Annotated in this window: 17 protein-coding genes and 1 pseudogene; 4 read left to right on the top strand and 14 right to left on the bottom strand. The window is 68.4% G+C overall.

Annotation, left to right across the window (positions count from 1 at the left end; translation table 11 throughout):
- From BN971_RS12500 to BN971_RS12445, 12 genes are all read right to left on the bottom strand, one after another.
- Entirely contained in the window at positions 1-501 is a 501-nt protein-coding gene (locus tag BN971_RS12500; RefSeq protein ID WP_085182701.1) for a mammalian cell entry protein, read from the bottom strand.
- Complete coding sequence (locus tag BN971_RS12495; RefSeq protein ID WP_245837008.1) at positions 501-1,214, bottom strand: mammalian cell entry protein; 714 nt, start codon at positions 1,212-1,214, stop codon at positions 501-503. The genes BN971_RS12500 and BN971_RS12495 overlap by 1 nt, the downstream gene beginning before the upstream one ends.
- A gap of 11 nt (positions 1,215-1,225) precedes the next feature.
- Complete coding sequence (locus BN971_RS12490) at positions 1,226-2,947, bottom strand: virulence factor Mce family protein (RefSeq protein WP_085182703.1); 1,722 nt, start codon at positions 2,945-2,947, stop codon at positions 1,226-1,228.
- A 9-nt stretch (positions 2,948-2,956) separates the two neighbouring features.
- Positions 2,957-4,123 carry a virulence factor Mce family protein gene (locus BN971_RS12485; RefSeq protein WP_090350139.1) on the bottom strand — a complete coding sequence of 389 codons (1,167 nt, stop codon included), beginning with the start codon at positions 4,121-4,123 and terminating at the stop codon, positions 2,957-2,959.
- On the bottom strand, positions 4,120-5,559 hold the full coding sequence (locus BN971_RS12480) for a virulence factor Mce family protein (protein ID WP_085182705.1): 1,440 nt from the start codon (positions 5,557-5,559) through the stop codon (positions 4,120-4,122). The genes BN971_RS12485 and BN971_RS12480 overlap by 4 nt, the downstream gene beginning before the upstream one ends.
- 16 nt (positions 5,560-5,575) lie before the next feature.
- On the bottom strand, positions 5,576-6,640 hold the full coding sequence (locus BN971_RS12475) for a virulence factor Mce family protein (protein WP_085182706.1): 1,065 nt from the start codon (positions 6,638-6,640) through the stop codon (positions 5,576-5,578).
- Positions 6,630-7,679: a virulence factor Mce family protein gene (locus tag BN971_RS12470; RefSeq protein WP_170322149.1), complete on the bottom strand. Its 1,050-nt coding sequence runs from the start codon at positions 7,677-7,679 to the stop codon at positions 6,630-6,632. The genes BN971_RS12475 and BN971_RS12470 overlap by 11 nt, the downstream gene beginning before the upstream one ends.
- Positions 7,679-8,881 (bottom strand): MCE family protein, encoded by a 1,203-nt coding sequence (locus BN971_RS12465; RefSeq protein WP_085182707.1) that lies wholly within the window; start codon positions 8,879-8,881, stop codon positions 7,679-7,681. Before BN971_RS12465 ends, BN971_RS12470 begins: the two co-directional genes overlap by 1 nt.
- An 18-nt stretch (positions 8,882-8,899) precedes the next feature.
- Positions 8,900-9,742: an MlaE family ABC transporter permease gene (locus tag BN971_RS12460; protein ID WP_085182708.1), complete on the bottom strand. Its 843-nt coding sequence runs from the start codon at positions 9,740-9,742 to the stop codon at positions 8,900-8,902.
- 7 nt (positions 9,743-9,749) lie between these two features.
- On the bottom strand, positions 9,750-10,514 hold the full coding sequence (locus BN971_RS12455; protein WP_085182709.1) for an MlaE family ABC transporter permease: 765 nt from the start codon (positions 10,512-10,514) through the stop codon (positions 9,750-9,752).
- 236 nt (positions 10,515-10,750) lie between these two features.
- Entirely contained in the window at positions 10,751-11,674 is a 924-nt protein-coding gene (locus BN971_RS12450; protein ID WP_085182710.1) for a 3-oxoacyl-ACP reductase, read from the bottom strand.
- Between the two features lie 63 nt (positions 11,675-11,737).
- The gene (locus BN971_RS12445) at positions 11,738-11,929 is read right to left on the bottom strand and encodes a ferredoxin (RefSeq protein WP_085182711.1); all 192 of its coding nucleotides are present in this window, start codon (positions 11,927-11,929) and stop codon (positions 11,738-11,740) included.
- A gap of 201 nt (positions 11,930-12,130) precedes the next feature.
- Here BN971_RS12445 and BN971_RS12440 point away from each other — a divergent pair, with 201 nt between their 5' ends.
- From BN971_RS12440 to BN971_RS12425, 4 genes are read left to right on the top strand one after another with little or no spacing between them, the layout of a single operon-like run.
- A complete protein-coding gene (locus BN971_RS12440; RefSeq protein ID WP_085182712.1) occupies positions 12,131-13,312 on the top strand; it encodes an acyl-CoA dehydrogenase in 1,182 nt (393 codons plus the stop codon).
- A gap of 19 nt (positions 13,313-13,331) precedes the next feature.
- Positions 13,332-14,429 (top strand): acyl-CoA dehydrogenase family protein, encoded by a 1,098-nt coding sequence (locus BN971_RS12435; protein ID WP_085182713.1) that lies wholly within the window; start codon positions 13,332-13,334, stop codon positions 14,427-14,429.
- Positions 14,422-15,936 (top strand): long-chain-fatty-acid--CoA ligase FadD17, encoded by a 1,515-nt coding sequence (gene fadD17 / locus BN971_RS12430; protein WP_085182856.1) that lies wholly within the window; start codon positions 14,422-14,424, stop codon positions 15,934-15,936. The genes BN971_RS12435 and fadD17 overlap by 8 nt, the downstream gene beginning before the upstream one ends.
- Positions 15,937-16,644 carry a serine hydrolase family protein gene (locus BN971_RS12425; protein ID WP_085182714.1) on the top strand — a complete coding sequence of 236 codons (708 nt, stop codon included), beginning with the start codon at positions 15,937-15,939 and terminating at the stop codon, positions 16,642-16,644.
- Here the strand turns inward: BN971_RS12425 and BN971_RS12420 are convergent.
- Both BN971_RS12420 and BN971_RS12415 read right to left on the bottom strand, forming a co-directional pair.
- Positions 16,641-18,109: pseudogene (locus tag BN971_RS12420) on the bottom strand (acetolactate synthase large subunit). The gene BN971_RS12425 and the pseudogene BN971_RS12420 sit on opposite strands and share 4 nt — an antisense overlap.
- On the bottom strand, positions 18,106-18,930 hold the full coding sequence (locus BN971_RS12415; RefSeq protein ID WP_085182716.1) for an amidohydrolase family protein: 825 nt from the start codon (positions 18,928-18,930) through the stop codon (positions 18,106-18,108). Before BN971_RS12415 ends, BN971_RS12420 begins: the two are co-directional and overlap by 4 nt.
- Between the last annotated feature and the right edge of the window lie 15 nt (positions 18,931-18,945).

The raw sequence follows: 18,945 nt of genomic DNA, 5'->3' as shown, positions 1-18,945 counted from the left end.
TCAGATCGGCGTGATGTAGGCGATCAACCACTGCTTGCCGATCTTCTTGAAGTCGACCCGCAGCCGGCTGCCGTCGTAGAGCGGCTGGCGTGACTTGTCGGTGACGGTGCGGTTCATGTACACCATCACCGACGCCGAATCCCGGTTGGCGGTCATCACTCCCGCGCCGACGACGTTGGCCTGGACCACCACCTCGCGCTTCTTGGCCTCCGGGATGATCTGCGTTTTGGCGCTTTTCTGGAATTCCTGGCGATAGTCCGGCGTCAGGTACGGGTACGCGCCCGCGAGGCTGCGTTCGACGGTCTGGTAGTCGTAGGCGAACACCTCGGGTATCCGCTTGGCCGCCAGGCCCGGCAGCTCCGCGCGGGCCGCGGCCTCACCGCGGGTCTCGACCCGGCCCCAATACAGCCAGCCGGCCGCGGCCGACAGCCCCACGATGCCCGCCACGACCAGGCAGCCCGCCACGGCGAGCAACCACCTCCGAAACCGGGGCCAGCGCATCAGTTCCCCCCGTCGGGGTACTTCAGGTCGTATCCGGTCATCCGCCCGGTCTCGTCCTCGTGCACGATGACGCGCAGCCGGTAGGGCATGGACGGCTTGTTGACCCCGTCGACATCGGCGACCGTGACGCGCACCGACACGAGCACCGACGCGTTGTCCGTGTTCGCGTCGACGGCCTCCAGGGCGGCGCCGTTGACGACGGCCTCCGAGGTGGCGTTGGTGGAGCGGAACAGGGCCTTGAGGTTCTCGACGTTGTTGTTGGCGCCGAGCATGCCGTGCAGCGGTCCGCTGGTGCCGTTGAAGAAGCGGGTCACGCTCTCGTCGATGTTGTCCTGCTTGTAGCTGAACATGTTGACCACCGTCTGCGTGGCGGTATCGACGAAACGCTGATCGCGCGCCTGCTGAGCCTCCGCGTGCCAGCGCTGGGTGAGCAGCGCATACACGCAGCCGGACAGCGCCGCGACCGCCAGCACCGCGGCCGCGAACGCGAGCCTTACGACGCGGGTCCGGTTCGGCTGCCGCCGGGGTGGGGGTTTGACCGACGTGAGGGCCTTGGCCGCTTTGGCCTGCTTGGCCGGCTTGGAACCCTCCGTGCCGCCGGGCGGCGCCTCGAGAAGTACCGCGGTGGTCGCCTCCGCCTCGCCCTTGGCGGGACCGGCCGCGCGCGACGCGCGCCGACGGGCGCGCTGCACCGTCGACTGGTCGTTCGTCACCGTGGGCCCGGTCAAAGCGGCCTTGGATCAAGCATGAGGTCCACCCAATTCTCCGCGCTGGACGCGCCGCTCGCGCCGGGCGCGAAGATACCAGTGCCGCCTGCGGGATCCTTGAAAGCTCCGGTGTGTGGGTCATAGGTGGTGTAGGCCGTGCCGCTGGCCTGCGGCTGCGGGCCGGGCGGCGGCCCCCACGGCTTTTCCGGCCCCGGGCCCGCCGGCGGTGGGTTGATTCCCTCGGGCGGCGCGGGTGGCGGCAGCCACTTCGGATACGGAAGCTGCGGCGGGACCGGCGGGACCCCCGGCGGCATCCACGACGGGTTGCCGGGTGGCGGCGGCCTGTCGTTCGGCGGCGGCGGGTCGTACGCGGGCTGAATGGGCGCGGGACCGGGGCCGGGCACCACACCGGGCGGGGGCGGCCCGACCATCGGGGTGCCCGGATCCGGATCGGCGCCCGGCGGGATATACGGGAACTTGTTGGGCGGCAACACGTTCAGCCCGTTGGTCACCGGGGTGTCGTAGGGAACCGGCGGCCCGCGCCACGGGTTGCGGCCGACCGGCACGTAGCCCTTGGGGTCGCGGCACAGCTGGATCGTCGGCGCCCTCTTGCCGGGGAACTCCTGGCACGGATAGTTGCGCGCCCCGCGCACCGTGCTGGGGTCGTTCTGCGCGGTCTTGCAGTACATGTCCGTCGGCAGTTCGCGCACCGTCTCATCGGCCGGGGTGCGCATCATCGGCGGCGGCAGGAACCCGACCTGGCACGGCGGCGGGTCGTTGAGGTCCAGCTTGAAGTCCAGCTTGGCGCCCTCGTCCTGGGGCACGCCGCCGGCGGCCGTGACGATGGCGGCGAACAACGCCGGGAACACGACGAGCAACTGCTCGATCGACTTGTGGTAGATGACACCGACCCGGCCCAGGTTGGCCAGGCTGGCGGCCAGCGTCGGGAACGAGGGGCTGATGCCGGAGAAGGCGGTGCTGGCCTCGTCGGCCGCTCCCGGGGCGATGGCCAGGGTCGAGCGCAGCTGCGGGTCGGCCTGCCGCACCTCGGAGGTGAACCGCGCCAGCCCGTCCGACAGCGACTTGATATCGGCGCCGGCCCGGATCTGCGCCTGCAGGAACGGTCCGGCCTGATCGATCAGCTTCGAGACCTGCGGGTAGTTGGCGTTGGCCTCGTCCACCAGCAGCCGCGCCGACTCGATCAGCCTGGCCAGCTCAGGACCCGAGCCGTTGGCCGCCATGAACGTCTCGTGCAACAGCTCGCGCAGCCGGGTGTCGCCGAGGCTGTTCACCAGCGCCTCGGCCCGTTTCAACAGGTCGGCGACGTCCTGGCCGATCCGGGTGTTCTGGCGGTCGATCCGGAACCCGTTGTGCAGCTTGCTCGTTGCCGGCTTGCCCGGCGGGACCAGGTCGATGTACTGCTCGCCGACCGCCGACACGCTCTTGACGGTGGCGGTGACATTCGAGGGAATGGGCGTGCCACTGTTGAGGCGCATCTCGGCGCTGACGCCGCTGGGATTCAGCCGCACCGCCTCCACGCGGCCGACCGCGACGCCGCGGTAGGTGACGTTGGCGTTCGGGTACAGCCCGCCGCCGGCGACGAAATCGGCTGTGCCGGCGTAGGTGCCGAGGCCGAAGCTGGCCGGCAGGCGCAGATAGAAGACGGCCATCACGCTCAGCGTGACCGCGGTGATCACCGCGAAGATCAGGAGCTGCACCTTGGTGAGTTTGTCGATCATGCGCCGCCCCTAGTGCCCCGGTGAACCCGGAGCCGTGCCGGGCGGAATCGTGAACGGATCTGCGGCCTGTCCCGACAGGTTGGCCAGTTCGCCCGTCAGGAAGTCCGGCGGGTTGAGCACTTCGTTCATGTGCATCATGTTCGGGTCCAGCGCATAAGAGGTGGTGAAGAACGTTTCACCGATGCGGCGCAAGGTCAGGTCGAAGGTCGTGAAGACGTTGAGGTAGTCACCGCGCACGGCCTGCTTGATGCCGAAGTTGGGGAAGGGGAACGTCATCAGCAACTGCAGCGAGGTGACGAAGTTCTTGCGATTGTCGGCCAGCGACTTGACCACCGAGTACAGGCCCTTGAGGTCTTCGGCGAAGTCCACCTTGGTCTTGGACAGCACGTGCGAGGTCACCTGCGCCAGCCTCTTGAGCGCCGCGAAGGCGTCGACGATGTGGTCGCGGTTCTTGTTCAGGACGCGAAGCGCCTCCGGCAGGGTGTTCAGCGCCCGGCCCAGGTTGTCCTTGTCGCGCGCGAGGGTGCCGGAGAACCGGTTCAACCCGTCCAGGGCGTCGATGATGTCGTTGACCTGGCGGTTGAGTCCCCCCGTCAATTCCGCCAGCCTCGGGATCAGGTCGGCGAACTGGTCTTGGCGGCCCGCGACGGCCTTATACGTCTCGTCGGTGATCTCTTGCAGCGCACCGACATTGCCCTTGTTGACCACCAGACCCAGCGCCGAGAGCACCTCCTCGGTGGTGGGGTACCGTCCCGTGTTCGACTGCGGGATCTTCGACCCGTCGGTAAGCCTGCCGACCGCCGGCTTGTCCTTGGGGCGGGCCAGGTCGATGTGCATGGAACCCAGCAGCGACGTCTGCGCCACCGTCGCGGTCGCGTTGGCCGGCAGCACCACGTCCTTGTTCAACGCCACCTTCACCGCCGCGTAAAACGAGCCGTCGGACCGCTGCTCGGCCGAAATGCCCGCGACGCTGCCGACCGTGACGTCGTCGACCATCACGGGCGAGTTCTGCGGCAGCGTCGCCACGTCGGGCAGTTCGACGGTGATCGAGTAGGCGCCTCGGCCGTGGCCGGCGGTGCCGGGCATCGCGAGCGAGTTCAGCCCGTCGAACTGGCATCCGGCCAGCGGGCCCCCCCCCGCCGCTAAAGCCGTGCTGCGCAACCAGATTCGCCTCATCCGCCACCCCCCTGATCGGGCGGCGCGGCGGGTGCGGCCCCGGGCGCGGGTCCCGGGAGCGGACCGAACGCGGAGTCCGGGGCGGGGCCCGGCGCGGGTGCGCCATTCGGGCCGGCCGGCGGCGGACCGGGCCGTGGGCCGGTCTGCGGCGCCGCCGGGACGAGCAGGGCCTGCAGGTCGGCCGGGTTCTGCGCGGGCGCCGGCGCCTGGGCGCCCGGCGCGGGCACCCATGTCAGCTCGGGGATCGGCGTGGCCGCCTTGGCCTGGGTCTGCGGGGTGTCGTAGATGATCTGGCCTTTGTAAGCGGTGATCGTGTTGAGCGGGTGGAACATGATCGGCGGATAGTTCACCGCGAGCCGGCGCAGTACGGGACCCAGCCGCTCGCGGCAGATCTCGGCGCGCTTGTAGTAGTCGGGCGCCCGTATCCCGCCCGCGGTGTCGAACGATCCACCGCAGATGAACTGCACCGGGTTGGCGAATTCGGGTATCGACAACAACCCGTTCAGCGTGCCCTGGGCCGGGTCATAGATGTTGTAGAAGTTGGCGATGCCGGGGCCCGCCACGTGCAACACCTGCTCGATGTTGTCGCTCTGGTCGCTCAACGTCTGGGTGAGGTCGTTGAGGTTGTTGACCGAGCGGATCAGGGTCGAGTTGTTCTCGTGCAGGAAGCCGCGGATGTCGGAGAGCGCCTTGTTCAGGGTGCCCAGGGTGGTGTCCAGGTGCCGTGAGCTGTCGGCGAGCACCTGCGAGACGGACGCGACGTTGCCGGCGAACTGCACGATCTGTTCGTTGCTCTTCGACAGCGCGTCGACCAGCACCTGCAAATTCTTGACGGTGCCGAAAATGTCGCTGCGCGAATCCCCTAACCGTCCGGCGACCTGGGAGAGCTCCCGCAGCGCGTTGTGAAAGGATTCGCCCTTGCCGTCGAACGTGTCCGCGGCCTGGTTGATCGCCGCACCCAGTGGCCCCTGCATCGACCCGGTGGTCGGGCCGAGCTGAACGGCCAGCTGCGTCAGCGCCTCCTTCACCTCGTCCCATTCGACCGGGACGGCGGTGCGGGACAGGTCGATGCTGCCGCCGTCGGGCAGCACCGCACCGCCGGTGTACACGGGCGTGAACTGAATGAACCTGGCCGACACCAGGTTCGGCGAGACGATGACGGCCTTGGCGTCCTTCGGGATCTTGACGTCCTTGGACACCGACATGGTGATCTTGACGTCGTTCGGCCCCGGTTCGATGGTGTCGATCGAGCCGATCGGCACGCCGAGCACGCGGACCTCGTCCCCGGGATAGATGCCGACGGCCGACGCGAAGTAGCCGATGACCGTTCGGTTGTTGCCCTGGGAGGAAAGCACATACACGCCGCCCACCAGCGCCGCGATCAACGCGACGATGGTGGCGTAGCGCAGCCCCCGGCTGCCCGCGATCCTCTTCATGAGGTGAATTTCCGCGTCATGGCGACTTCGGCCTGATGATCCATCGTTCCTGGATCAGCCCGCGCAGGTAGTCGGCGAGGCTGGCCGGCAGCTTGCCCGGCTGATAGAAGAAGTCGAACATCGTCGCGAGCAGCGGTGCCGGGATGACGCCGTAGACGTTGACGTTAAACCCGGGTCCCGACCCGACCACCTCGCCCAGGGCGGTGGCGTAGGGCGGCAGCCGCTTGAGGGCCTCGGTGATGTAGTCGCGGCGCTCGTTGAGGTTGTCCAGCACGTCGTTCAGCTTGGACAGGGCCGGCCCGAATTCCTTGCGGTTGTCGGCAACGAATCCCGAGATCTGCGTCGAGACGTCGTCGATGCCCCCGATCAGCTCGCCCAGCGCCGCGCGCCGCTCGTCGAGCGCGGCGAACAGCTCGTTGCCGTCGTCGACGAGCTTGTTGACCTGTTCGGCGCGTTGGGACAGCACCGCCGTCACCGACTTGGCGTGCGTCAGCAGGCCTTGCAGCGCCTCGTCGCGGCGGTTGAGTGTGCGCGACAGCGACGTCACGCCGTCCAGCGCGCCGCGAAGTTCCGGGGTGGCGTCGTGCAGGGTGTCGGTGAGCACGTTCAGCGCCTGCTCGAACTGCGGCTTGTTGAGGTTGTTGGCGTTTTGGCCCAGGTCCTCCAGCGCGCCGGCCAGCGTGTACGGGGTGGTCGTGCGGCTCAGTGGAATGGTGGTCGCCCTGCCGCTGCCCGCCGGGGTCACCGCGATCGAGCGCTCGCCGAGGATGGTGTCGGTGCGGATCGCGGCCAGCGACTGATCCCCGACGACGACGTGCCGGTCGACGCTGAAGGTCACCTTCGCGCTGTCGCCGGCCAGGGCGACGGACTGCACCTTGCCGACCTTGAACCCCGATACATAAACGGAGTTACCGGATTTGATGCCGCCGCCGTCGGCGAAGTACGCCTCGTACGTCTTGCCCTGCGGCCAGAACGGCAGGCCCGCGTACCCGAAGGCGACGAGCACGACACAGACGACCAGCACCACGCCGAAGATGCCGGTGCGCAGGGGGTCACGTTCGCGCTTGGCGTTACTTGACAAAAGCGCACCTCCCCTTGCTGGGATCCACCGGGCCGCCGAAAGGTATCAGGATGTCGCCGCCGGCGGGCCCGTTGATCTTGATCGTGACCGAGCAGAAGTAGATGTTGAAGAACGAGCCGTAGGCGCCCAGGGCGGTGAGCCGGAGGTAGTCCTCGCCCAGTTGCTCGATGTCGTTGTCGATCTCGGCCTTCCGGTTGTCCATCTCGGTGGCCAGCGGGCGGGTGTTCTCCAGGATGCCCTGCAGTGGCCGGCGCGAATTCTTCAGCAGCTCGGTCAAATCCGTCGTCGTCGACGCCAGCGGCGGGATCGCGCCCGCGATGTCGTCCTTGTTGCGGGCCAGCGCGGTGATCAATTGCTGCAGCTGGTCGACGCTGGTCGAGAACTGCGCGCTCTTCTGGTCGATGGTGCCCAGCACGGTGTTGAGGTTGGTGATCACGTCGCCGATCATCTGGTCGCGCTGGCTCAGCGCCGACGAGAACGCGCTGGTGTCCGACAGGACGTTGGCCAACGCGCCGCCCTGACCCTGCAACAGCTGGATGACGGCGCTGCTGATCGTGTTGACCTTGTCGGCGTCCAGACCCTTGACCACCGGGCGCAGCCCGCCCAGCAGCGCGTCGAGGTCCAACGCCGGCTGCGTGTGCTGGGAGTTGATCGTGGCGCCCGGCGGCAGCTTGCGCAGCTCCCCCGGCCCCGACGTGATCTCCAGGAACCGGTCGCCGACCAGGTTCTCGTACCGGATCACCGCCCGCGTCGAGGAATACAGTGTGTACCGCTGGTCGATCCCGAACTTCACGTCAATTGTGTTGTCCTGGTTGAGCTTTATTCCCGACACCGATCCGACCGGCACCCCGGCGATGCGGACCTTCTGACCGGCCTTCAACCGCGACACGTCGGTGAAGGTTGCGTGGTAAGTGCTTTCGGGACCGAAGCGGAAGTCCCCGAAGACCACGATCAGCCCCGCGGCGACCAGCAACATGGCGACCGTGAAGATGCTGACGTTGATCACCATCGACCGGTGCGACGGCATCGCCTTCGCCATCAGAAGTCGTCCCGTTCCGCGAAGGCGCCGTGGAACAGGAACTGCAGCGTCGAGGGTGCGTCGAATTGCAGCTCGGTGAACGGCTCGTACGGGATGTAGGCGTTGTCGGTGACCAGGAACGGCGCCCGGTAGAACGACCCGCCGGTCTGCTTGGTCGGCAGGTCGGGCAGCCCGCGGCAGTTCGGGCCGCCGGAGGCGTTGACGATCGGCAACGACTCCGGGTACGTGTAGGACGGCGCGCCCAGGACGAAGTTCGACGACGTGAACAGCCCCGCCTTGCGCACGCCGAGCAGCGGGGCGAACTCCTTGATCCCGCGGTCGACGGCGGCGAAGAAGCAGCCGAATTCCGGCGAGTAGTCGTGGGCGACCTTGATCGGGGCCCGCAGCCGATTGATGGCGTCGATGAAGTTCTGTTGGGCCGGCGCCAACGTGTCATAGGCGTTGTTGGCGAGGCCGATCGTGGCCAACAGGGTGTCGTTGAGGTTGTTCTGCTGATCGACGACCGTCTTGCTGATCGTCGGCAGGTTGTCGACGATCGTGGTGAGGTCGGGAGCGGCGTCGGCGTAGACGTTCGTGACCACCCCGGCCTTGCGGAAGTCCTCCTGCAGCGCCGGGAGCTTCGGATTCGCCTGGCGCGCCAGGGTATTGAGGCCCGAGAAGGTATCGCCCAGATCGTCGCCGTGTCCGCGCAGGCCCTCCGACAACGCGCTCAGCGTGCCGTTCAACTCGACCGGGTCCACCTTGTGCAGCAGGTCGATCAGCGACTGGAACAGCGTGTTGACCTCCAGCGCCACCGCCGAGGCCGCGACGTGCGCGTCGGGACGCAGGGGCGTCGGCGAGGGCGCCTGGGGCGGAATGAATTCCACCGACTTGGCGCCGAAGATGGTGTTGCCGGCGATGTGCACGGTCGCGTTGGAGGGGATGAAGTGCATGTCGTCGCTGTTGATGGCCAGCGTGAGCCGCGCCTGGTCACCGGCGTAGTCGATCGCCTCGACCTTGCCGATCTGAACGCCGCGGTACTTGACCTTGGCGCCCTTGTCCATCACCAGGCCGGCCCGCGGCGACGATACCGTGACCGTGTCCGTCGAGGCGAAAGCCGCTGTGTAGGAAAGGTAAGTCAGGACGGCGAACGCAACGATCAGACTGGCCAGCAGCGCCGCTGCAAGCCGGACGGATGTGCGTCGCGATGCCGTTTCTGCCATGCCTGTCGAGGGGCCCCCTTACCCGGAAAGGTTGAAGTTACCGGACGAACCGTAAACGGCGAGCGAGATGAACAAAGTAATGACGACGACGACGATCAGCGAGGTCCGCACGGCCTGGCCGACCGCGACGCCGACCCCGATCGGACCGCCGCTGGCGTTGTAGCCGTAATAGGTGTGCACCAGCATCACCGCGATCGACATCACGATGGCCTGCAGGAACGACCACAGCAGGTCGGACGGGATGAGAAAGGTGTTGAAGTAGTGGTCGTAGAGGCCCTTGGACTGGCCGTTGATGTAGACCGTGGTGAAGCGGGCGGCGAAGAATGCGGCGAGCACCGACAGCGAGTACAGCGGGATGATCGCGACGAGCCCGGCGACCAGCCGGGTCGAAACCAGATAGGAAACCGACTCCACGGCCATGCATTCCACGGCGTCGATCTCTTCCGACACCCGCATGGCGCCCAGTTGCGCGGTGGCGCCGGCGCCGATGGTGGCCGCCAGCGCGATGCCCGCGATCACCGGCGCGACGACGCGGACGTTGAGGAAGGCCGACAGAAAGCCCGTGAGCGCCTCGATGCCGATGTTGCCCAGCGACGAGTAGCCCTGCACCGCGATGACGCCTCCGGACGCCAGTGTCAGGAACGCCGCGACGCCGACCGTTCCGCCGATCATCACGAGCGCTCCCGCGCCCAGCGTCATCTCGGCGATGAGCCGGATCGTCTCCTTGCGGTACCGGGTGAGCGCACTGGGGACCTTGCGGAACGTCTGGCCGTAGAACAATGCCTGTTCGCCGAAGTCGTCGACCGGCCCCTCCAGCCGGGACAGCACCCGGCGGAACCGAAGGGTTGCGTCGTAGCTCATCGCGGGCTCACTTGGCGGTGATCCGCACGCCGATGGCCGTCATGACCACGTTGATGACGAACAAGCAGATGAACGCGTAGACGACGGTTTCGTTGACCGCGTTGCCGACGCCCTTGGGGCCGCCTTTGACGGTCAGCCCCCGGTAGCACCCGACCATTCCGGCCATCACGCCGAAGAGCAACGCCTTGACCTCGGCGAGCACCAGTTCGCGCAAGCCGGTGAGCACCGTCAGGCCGTTGATGAACGCCCCCGGGTTGACGCCCTGCAGGAAGACCGAGAACACGTATCCACCCGAGAGGCCGATGGCGCACACCAAGCCGTTGAGCAGCAGCGCGACCACGGTCGACGCCAGCACGCGGGGGACGACGAGCCGGTGGATCGGGTCGATGCCGAGCACCCGCATGGCGTCGATCTCCTCCCGGATGGTGCGAGCCCCCAGGTCGGCGCAGATGGCGGTGGCGCCCGCGCCCGCGACGACGAGCACCGTCACGACGGGGCCCAGCTGGGTGATGGTGCCGAAAGCCGTTCCGGCCCCGGACAAGTCCGCAGCGCCGATCTCGCGGAGCAGGATGTTCAGCGTGAACGCCACCAGGACGGTGAACGGGATGGACACCAGCAGCGTGGGCACCAGGGACACCCGGGCGATCATCCAGGTCTGTTCCAGGAACTCCGCGAATTGGAACGGCCGGCGGAATGCCGCGCGGCCGGTGTCGATCATCATCTCGAAGAACCCGCCGACAGCGCGGGCGGGAACCGCAAGTTGCTGCATCAACTCACATCCCCCTCTGCTGCGGACGGCGAAGTCTGTGTATCGCCTTTGGGTTGCCTTCGGTCGTCTGCGGCTCGGCGTGAGCCGGATCCTATTAACTCAGAAGAACTACGGAGTGTCAACGAACGGTATTTCCCTGTCAGGGACGTTAATTGGGCAGGTCAGAGCGGTTGTAGCGTTATCAACCTGAAACACGTTCCAGCGCGCTTTTCCCTCGGTCGATTTGCTTGGAATTGCTACTATTCCATCAGGCCGACTGCGGAAAAGTTCTTCTCCGGGTCGCGGCCAGCAAAGTAATCCTGCAAGGTCGCACTCAATTTCGCGGGCTCCCAGGCCGCGCCGTCGGCGCGGAACCTCTGCTCGGCGGTGGGCGCCGCGACCAGCGTCACCTGCGAGCCGTAGACGATGAACACCTGCCCGTTGACCTCGGCGGCCGCCGGCGAGGACAGGAATTGCACGAGGGTCACCACGTGCTCGGGCGACAGCGGGTCGATCTGCCCCGGCTCGGTGTCGGGTGCCGCGCCGAAGACGTCGGCCGTCATCGCGGTGCGCGCGCGTGGGCAGATGGCGTTGGCGCAGACGCCGTAGCGGCCCAGCGCCCGCGCGGCCGTCAGGGTCAGCGAGATGATGCCGGCCTTGGCGGCGCCGTAGTTGGCCTGCCCCACCGGACCGACCAGGCCGGCCTCCGACGCGGTGTTGACGATGCGGCCGAAAATCGATCCGCCGGCGTCCTTGGCCTTGCCGCGCCAGTAGGTGGCCGCGTTGCGGGTGAGCAGGAAATGCCCGCGCAGGTGCACGGCGATGACCTGGTCCCACTCCTCGTCGGTCATGTTGAACAGCATGCGGTCGCGGGTGATCCCGGCGTTGTTGATCACGATGTCCAGTCCGCCCAGACCGTCGGCCTGGGCGACCAGTTCGTCGGCGGTCGACCGTTGGCTGATGTCCCCCGCCACCGCGACGGCCTTGGCGCCCGAGCCCGAACTGATCGAGTTGATCTCGTCGATGACGTCCGAGGCGTCCAGGGCGGTGGCGATGTCGTTGACGACGACCGTGGCGCCGAGCCGGGCCAGGCCGAGCGCCTCCGCCCGCCCGAGCCCGGCGGCCGCACCGGTGACCACCGCGACCTTCCCGGAGAGATCGGTCGCGTTCGTGCTGTTAGTCAATTGATGAATACCTCTAGTTTTTGGGGCCCGGCAGGGGCCATCGGGGCCTTCGGGGGGCGGTGGCTAGTCCTGGCGCTGCAGCGCCGCGCGCGGGCACTCGGCGATCGCCTGCACGACCAGCTGCTCCTGGTCGGCGGGGATGGGGTCGAGCTTGATGACGGCGTAGTCCTCGTCGTCCAGGTCGAAGACATCGGGCGCGATCCCCACGCATACCGCGTTGCCTTCACACCGGTCACGATCGACGATCACTCGCATAGCACCCTCCTTGAACCTGGCCTTCAATCCGAGCACATGCCCATCAGTATGTAGGTCCACCATAGGGCCCGGATACCGCTGGGGGAACGGTCGCTGGATTCCCAGACTAGAACGTGTTACAACCGGGGAGGCGAATGGGTCACCGTTGGTCGGGCCGCGGCCTGGGTGCCGCGGACAACGTTAACTTCGAGGACGGCTGGAATGCGCATCAGTTACACCCCTGAGCAGGAGGAGCTGCGTCGCGAGTTGCGGTCGTACTTCACCTCCTTGATGACTCCGGAGCGCCGCGAGGCCCTCAGTTCGACACAGGGCGAGGTCGGGACGGGCAACGCGTACCGCGAGACCGTCGCGCAGATGGGCAAGGACGGGTGGCTGACCCTGAACTGGCCCAAGGAGTATGGCGGCCAGGACCGCTCGCCGATGGACTCGCTGATCTTCACCGACGAGGCCGCGATCGCCGGCGTGCCGGTGCCGTTCCTGACGATCAACAGCGTGGCGCCGACCATCATGGCGTTCGGCACCGAGGAACAGAAGAAGTTCTTCCTGCCCAAGATCGCCGCCGGGGAACTGCACTTCTCCATCGGCTACTCCGAGCCCGGCGCCGGCACCGACCTGGCGAACCTGCGCACCAGCGCGGTCCGCGACGGCGACGACTACGTGATCAACGGCCAGAAGATGTGGACCAGCCTGATCGCGTACGCGGACTGGGTGTGGCTGGCGGTGCGAACCAACCCGGAGGCCAAGAAGCACCGCGGCATCTCGATGCTGGTGGTGCCGACCACCGCGGAGGGTTTCTCCTGGACGCCGGTGCACACCATGGCCGGGGTGGACACCAGCGCCACCTATTACTCCGACGTGCGGGTGCCGGTCACCAACCTGATCGGCGAAGAGAACGGCGGCTGGAAGCTGGTGACCAACCAGCTCAACCACGAGCGGGTCGCCCTGGTGTCGGCGCAGCCGATTTTCCTGGCCCTGCGCGAGGTCCGCGAATGGGCCCAGAACACCAAGGACAACGCCGGGGCCCGGATCATCGACTCGGAGTGGGTGCAGCTCAACCTGGCCCGGGTGCACGCCAAGGCCGAGGTGCTCAAGCTGATCAACTGGGAGCTGGCCTCGTCCGAAAGCGAGTCGCTGTCGCCCGCCGACGCGTCGGCGGCCAAGGTGTTCGGCACCGAGCTGGCCACCGAGGCCTACCGGCTGCTGATGGAGGTGCTGGGCACGGCGGCGACGGTCCGTCAGAACTCGCCGGGCGCGCTGTTGCGCGGTCGGGTGGAGCGGATGCACCGGGCGTGCCTGATCCTGACCTTCGGCGGCGGGACCAACGAGGTGCAGCGCGACATCATCGGAATGGTCGCACTCGGGTTGCCACGGGCGAACCGCTGACGAGAAGGACGAACCTGCAATGGATTTCACGACAACTGAAGCGGCCCAGGATCTCGGTGGGTTGGTCGACACGATCGTCGACGCCGTGTGCACGCCCGAACGCCAGCGCGAGCTGGATACCCTCGAGCACCGGTTCGACCGCGAGCTGTGGCGCAAGCTGATCGACGCCGGCATCCTGTCCAGCGCGTCGGCCACCTCGCTGGGTGGCGACGGCTTCGGTGCCCTCGAACAGGTCGCGATCCTGGTCGCACTGGGCCACCAGTTGGCCGCGGTCCCCTACCTGGATTCGGTGGTGTTGGGCGCCGGCGCGCTGGCCCGGTTCGGTTCCGATGATCTGCAGCAGGAGTGGGGCGCCCCGGCGGTCGGCGGGGAGAAGGTCCTGAGCGCCGCGCTCGCCGGCGAGATGGGTGAGGGACCGGTGCGGGCCGCCCGCGCGGGCGAGGGCTACCGGCTCACCGGCACCCGGACCCAGGTGGGCTTCGGCCCGGTGGCCGACGCTTTCCTCGTCCCGGCCGAAACCGACTCAGGCACGGCGGTTTTCCTGGTCGCCGCCGACGACCCCGGCGTCTCGGTGACCGCGTTGCAGACCACGGGGCTGTCCAGCGTCGGGCACCTGACGCTGGAGGACACCGAGGTGGACGGCACCCGGATGGTCGGAGGTGCCGAGGTGGTGGTGTGGCTCGATACGCTGGCGACCCTGGGCCGCAGCGCATTTCAGCTCGGCGTTCTGGAACGCGGCCTCCAGCTGACCGCCGAATACGCACGCACCCGTGAGCAGTTCGACCGCCCGATCGGCAGCTTCCAGGCCGTGGCGCAGCGGCTGGCCGACGGATACATCGACGTCAAGGGGTTGCGGCTGACGCTCACCCAGGCGGCCTGGCGCGTCTCCGAGGACGTCCCGGCCGAGATCGACGTGGCCAGCGCGGCGTTCTGGGCCGCCGACGCCGGCCATCGGGTGGCGCACACCATCGTGCACGTGCACGGCGGGGTGGGTGTCGACACCGACCACCCGGTGCACCGCTATTTCCTGGCCGCCAAGGACACCGAGTTCGCGTTGGGCAGTGCCACGGGACAGCTCCGTCGGATCGGCCGCGAGTTGGCGGACACCCCTGCTTAGCGGCGCGACCGACCTCACGGTCACAGATCTGCTAGCACCGCTGGCCGAAATCGACGACCGCGGTGTCTATTTCGAAGACTCGTTCACCAGTTGGCGTGAACACCTGCGGCACGGCGCGGCGGTCGCGGCGGCGCTGGGCGAGCGTCTCGACCCCACCCGGCCGCCGCACGTCGGCGTGCTGCTGGAAAACACCCCGTTCTTCTCCGCGATGCTGGTGGCGGCGGGAATGTCCGGGATCGTGCCGGTGGGGTTGAATCCGGTGCGCCGCGGCGCGGCGCTGGCCCGCGACATCGAGCGTGCCGACTGCCAAGTGGTGCTCGCCGACTCGAATTCCGCCGGTCCCCTTGGTGATATCGAGCACATCAACGTCGACTCCGCCGAATGGGCCGACGTGGTGAATCGGCACCGCACGGGCGAACTACGGTTCCAATCCGCTTCGCCGGCGGACCTTTTCATGCTGATCTTCACCTCCGGAACCAGCGGGGAGCCGAAGGCGGTGAAGTGCAGCCACGGCAAGGTCGCCGTCGCCGGGGCGACGATGACGCAGCGCTTCAGCCTTGGCCCCGAGGACGTGTGCTACGTGTCGATGCCGTTGTTCCACTCCAACGCCGTGCTGGTCGGGTGGGCGGTTGCCGCGGCCTGCCGGGGCTCGATGGCGTTGCGGCGCAAGTTCTCCGCGTCCGGTTTCCTGCCCGACGTCCGCCGCTACGGCGTGACCTACGCCAACTACGTGGGCAAGCCCTTGTCGTACGTGCTCGCCACACCGGAGCGGCCCGACGACGCGGACAACCCGCTGCGCGCGGTGTACGGCAACGAGGGTGTGCCCGCCGACGTCGAGCGCTTCGGCCGCCGATTCGGGTGCGTGGTTCAGGACGGGTTCGGCTCCACCGAGGGCGGGGTGGCGATCGCCCGTACCCCCGACACACCGCCGGGCGCACTGGGGCCGCTGCCCGAAGGCATCGACATCCTCGACCCCGAGACCGGCCAACCATGTCCCCCGGGCGTCGTCGGTGAGCTGGTGAACGTCGCCGGGCCGGGCCGCTTCGAGGGTTACTACAACGACGCGGCGGCGGAGGCCGAGCGGATGGCCGGCGGCGCTTACCACAGCGGCGACCTCGCCTATCGGGACGACGCGGGCTTCGCGTATTTCGCCGGGCGGTTGGGTGATTGGATGCGGGTCGACGGGGAGAACCTGGGCGCCGCGCCCATCGAGCGGGTCCTGCTGCGCCACCCCGACGTCACCGAGGTGGCGGTGTACCCGGTGCCCGATCCCGTCGTCGGCGACCAGGTCATGGCCGCCGTGGTGATGGCGCCGGACAGGCAGTTCGACGCCGACGAATTCCGCGCCTTCCTCACCGCGCAGCCGGACCTGGGGCGCAAGCAGTGGCCGTCCTACGTTCGGATCAGCACCGAGCTCCCGCGCACCGTCACCTTCAAGGTCCTCAAGCGCCAATTGTCCGCCGAGGGCGTCGACTGTGCGGACCGCGTCTGCCCCATTCGCCGGTAGATGGAAGACGAGCTGCGGGCGAGCTTTTCGCGGCTTCGCGCGGACGCCCCCATCGGGGCGGCGATCGCGGCGCCGGGTGGCGCAACCGTGTCACTCGGTGAGTGGTCGACGGGGGTCGCCTGGTCCACCATCAAGGTGCCGTTGGCGATCGCGGCGTTGCGCGCCGATCCCGCCCGGGCGCAGGGCCACCTGGCCGCGGCGATCGCACGGTCGGACAATCCCGCCTCCGAGGCATTGTGGTCCCAGCTGGGCGAGCCGCCGGAGGCCGCCCGCCGGGTGCAGGCCGTCATCGCCGAAGCCGGCGATGGGCAGACCGTCGTCGAATCCCGCCGGCTGCGTGATGGTTTCACGCCCTTTGGCCAAACGCGGTGGTCGCTGCGCGCCCAGGCGTGCTTCGCCGCGCGGCTGCCGGCACTGGACGGTGCCGCCCCCGTGATCGAGCTCATGAGCAGCCTCACCCCCGCCCAACGCTGGGGACTGGCCGCCAAAGGCATTGCCGCCAAGGGTGGTTGGGGGCCCGGACTGCGCGGTGACTATCTGGTCCGGCAGTTCGGGACCGTCCCGTCCGCCTCGGGCCAGGCCGGCGTGGCGTTGGCCGCGCAGGCCGAATCATTAGAAGCGGGAGTCGATCTGGTGAACAGGATGGCCGACTGGCTCGCCGGTCACCTTTCGGCGCTGACCGAACGGAAAGCGCCCCATCGCGGCTAACCCATCAACGAGGGCACCGCGGCGTCGATCAGGTGCGGCCCGTCCTGGCTGAACGCCGCCCGCAGCGCGTCGGCGAATTCTTCGGCGGTGCCGACGCGCCGCGCCGGAACCCCCATACCCTCGGCGATCTTCACGAAGTCCATTGCGGGACGGGACAAGTCGAGCAGATCCAGCGCCTTGGGTCCCGGGGTGGATCCGGCGCCGACGCGCTGCAGTTCGATCCGCAGGATGTCGTAGGCGTTGTTGTCATAGAGCACGGTGGTCACGTTGAGGTTCTCCCGCGCCTGGGTCCACAGGCCCGAGATCGTGTACATCGCCGAGCCGTCCGACTCCAGGCATAGCACCGGCCGGTCCGGCGCGGCCACCGCGGCACCTGTCGCGGCCGGGATGCCGTAACCGATCGCCCCGCCGGTCAGCGTGAGCACGTCATGCGCCGGCGACCCGGCCGTCGCCTGCGGCAGCAACAGGCCCGAGGTGTTCGCCTCATCGACGATGATCGCCCGCTCCGGCAACAGCGCGCCGATCACCTGCGCCGCCGACGCGGACGTCAGGGCACCCCTCGGCAACTCCGGACGCGACGCGGCCGCCACGGCGGCCTCGGTTCCGGGCGCCACCTCGTCGGCCAGGGCCCGCAGCGCCGCCGCCGCGCCGTCGTGCCGGGCCAGCACGTGCACCTCGCAGCCGCCCGGCACCAGGTCGCTCGGCATGCCGGGGTAGGCGAAGAACGACACCGGCGACTTGGCGCCGGCCAGGACGAGATGCTTGGCGCCCTCCAGCTGGGCCGTGGCGGCCTCGGCGAAATAGGCCAGCCTTTCGATGGCGGGGACGCCCGCGCCCCGCTCCAGCCGCGCCGGGAACGTCTCGCACAGCAACCGCGCGCCGGTCACCGGAGCGCCTCGAGCGCCTGGGTCGTCGGCATCGGGGCCGCCACCACCGGCCCGGCGGGCCCCTGGGAACCGGGTTGCGCGCCGTCGGTCCACGAGACGTCGGCGGGCAGGATCAGCGTCGAGATATACGAGCCGGTTCGGCTGGCCGCGATCGCCTCGGCGGCGTCGGTCCCGACGTCGGCCGTTTGGGCGGTTCTGCGCATCCATCCCGAGACGGTGCCCGCCAGCGCGTCGATGTCGGATTCCAGTGGGGCGTCGTACTTTTTGTGATAGGTGGCGTGGTCGCCGACGACAACCACCATCGGCACGCGCGCGCGGCGCGCGTTGTGCAGGTTGGCCAGCCCGTTGCCCAGGCCGGGCCCCAGGTGCAAGAGCACCGCGGCGGGGCGATCGGCCATGCGGGCATACCCGTCGGCCGCGCCGGTGGCCACCCCCTCGAACAGCGCCAGTACCGCGCGCATCCGCGGAACCGTGTCCAGCGCGGCCACGAAGTGCATCTCCGAGGTGCCCGGGTTGGCGAAGCACACGTCGACGCCGCCGTCGACCAGCGTGTTGATCAGCGCCTGCGCACCGTTCATCGGTTTACCTCCAGACTGAAGACACGTTCGGCGTTGGCGTGCAGAAAATCGCGGCGCCCGTCCTCGGTGAGCCCGAGTTCGCCGAGGGCCTCCAGCGCGCGGGTGGGCGAGATCATCGGATAGTTGGTGCCGAATAGCACTTTGCGTTGTCCCGTACCGGTTTTCATGAACCGGACGAGCTCCGGCGGCAGCCGCTTCAAGGTGTAGGCCGAGGTGTCGATGTAAACGTTCTCGTGCTTGCGGGCGACGGCGACCATCTCCTCGGTCCACGGGTAGCCGACGTGCCCGCACACGATCACCAGTTCCGGGAAGTCCAGCGCCACCTGGTCGATGTAGGGGATCGGGCGGCCGGTCTCCGAGGGCCGCAGTGGGCCGGTGTGACCGACCTGGGTGCAAAACGGCACCCCGGCCTCCACGCACTGGGCGAACAGCGGGTAATAGCGGCGGTCGGTGGGCGGCGCCTCCCATAGCCACGGCACCACCCGAAGGCCGACGAAGCCGTCGTCGATCCGCCGCCGCAACTCCCGCACCGCCGCCATCGGTCGGTCCAGATCCACGGTGGCCAGACCGGCGAACCGGTCGGGATACGCCGCGATCCATTGCGCGACCTCGTCGTTGGAGATCAGGTCCAGGCCGCCCGGGCCGCGCCACGCACTCAGCAGCCCCAATTGGATCCCGGCGGCGTCCATCGACGCCACCGTCATCTCCAAGGGGATCTCGGTGTCCGGGATGGCCCCACCGGTCCAGCGCCGCAGCGAGGCCAGCATGTCGCTGCCCAGAAACCGCAGGGTCGGGTGCTGCATCCACACGTCGATCGTCATTGCGACGACTGTAAG

Source organism: Mycobacterium bohemicum DSM 44277 (genome assembly GCF_001053185.1).
Taxonomy (GTDB): domain Bacteria; phylum Actinomycetota; class Actinomycetes; order Mycobacteriales; family Mycobacteriaceae; genus Mycobacterium; species Mycobacterium bohemicum.
Note: the sequence above shows the minus strand (reverse complement) of the source record. Positions and strands in the feature narration are given on the sequence as shown.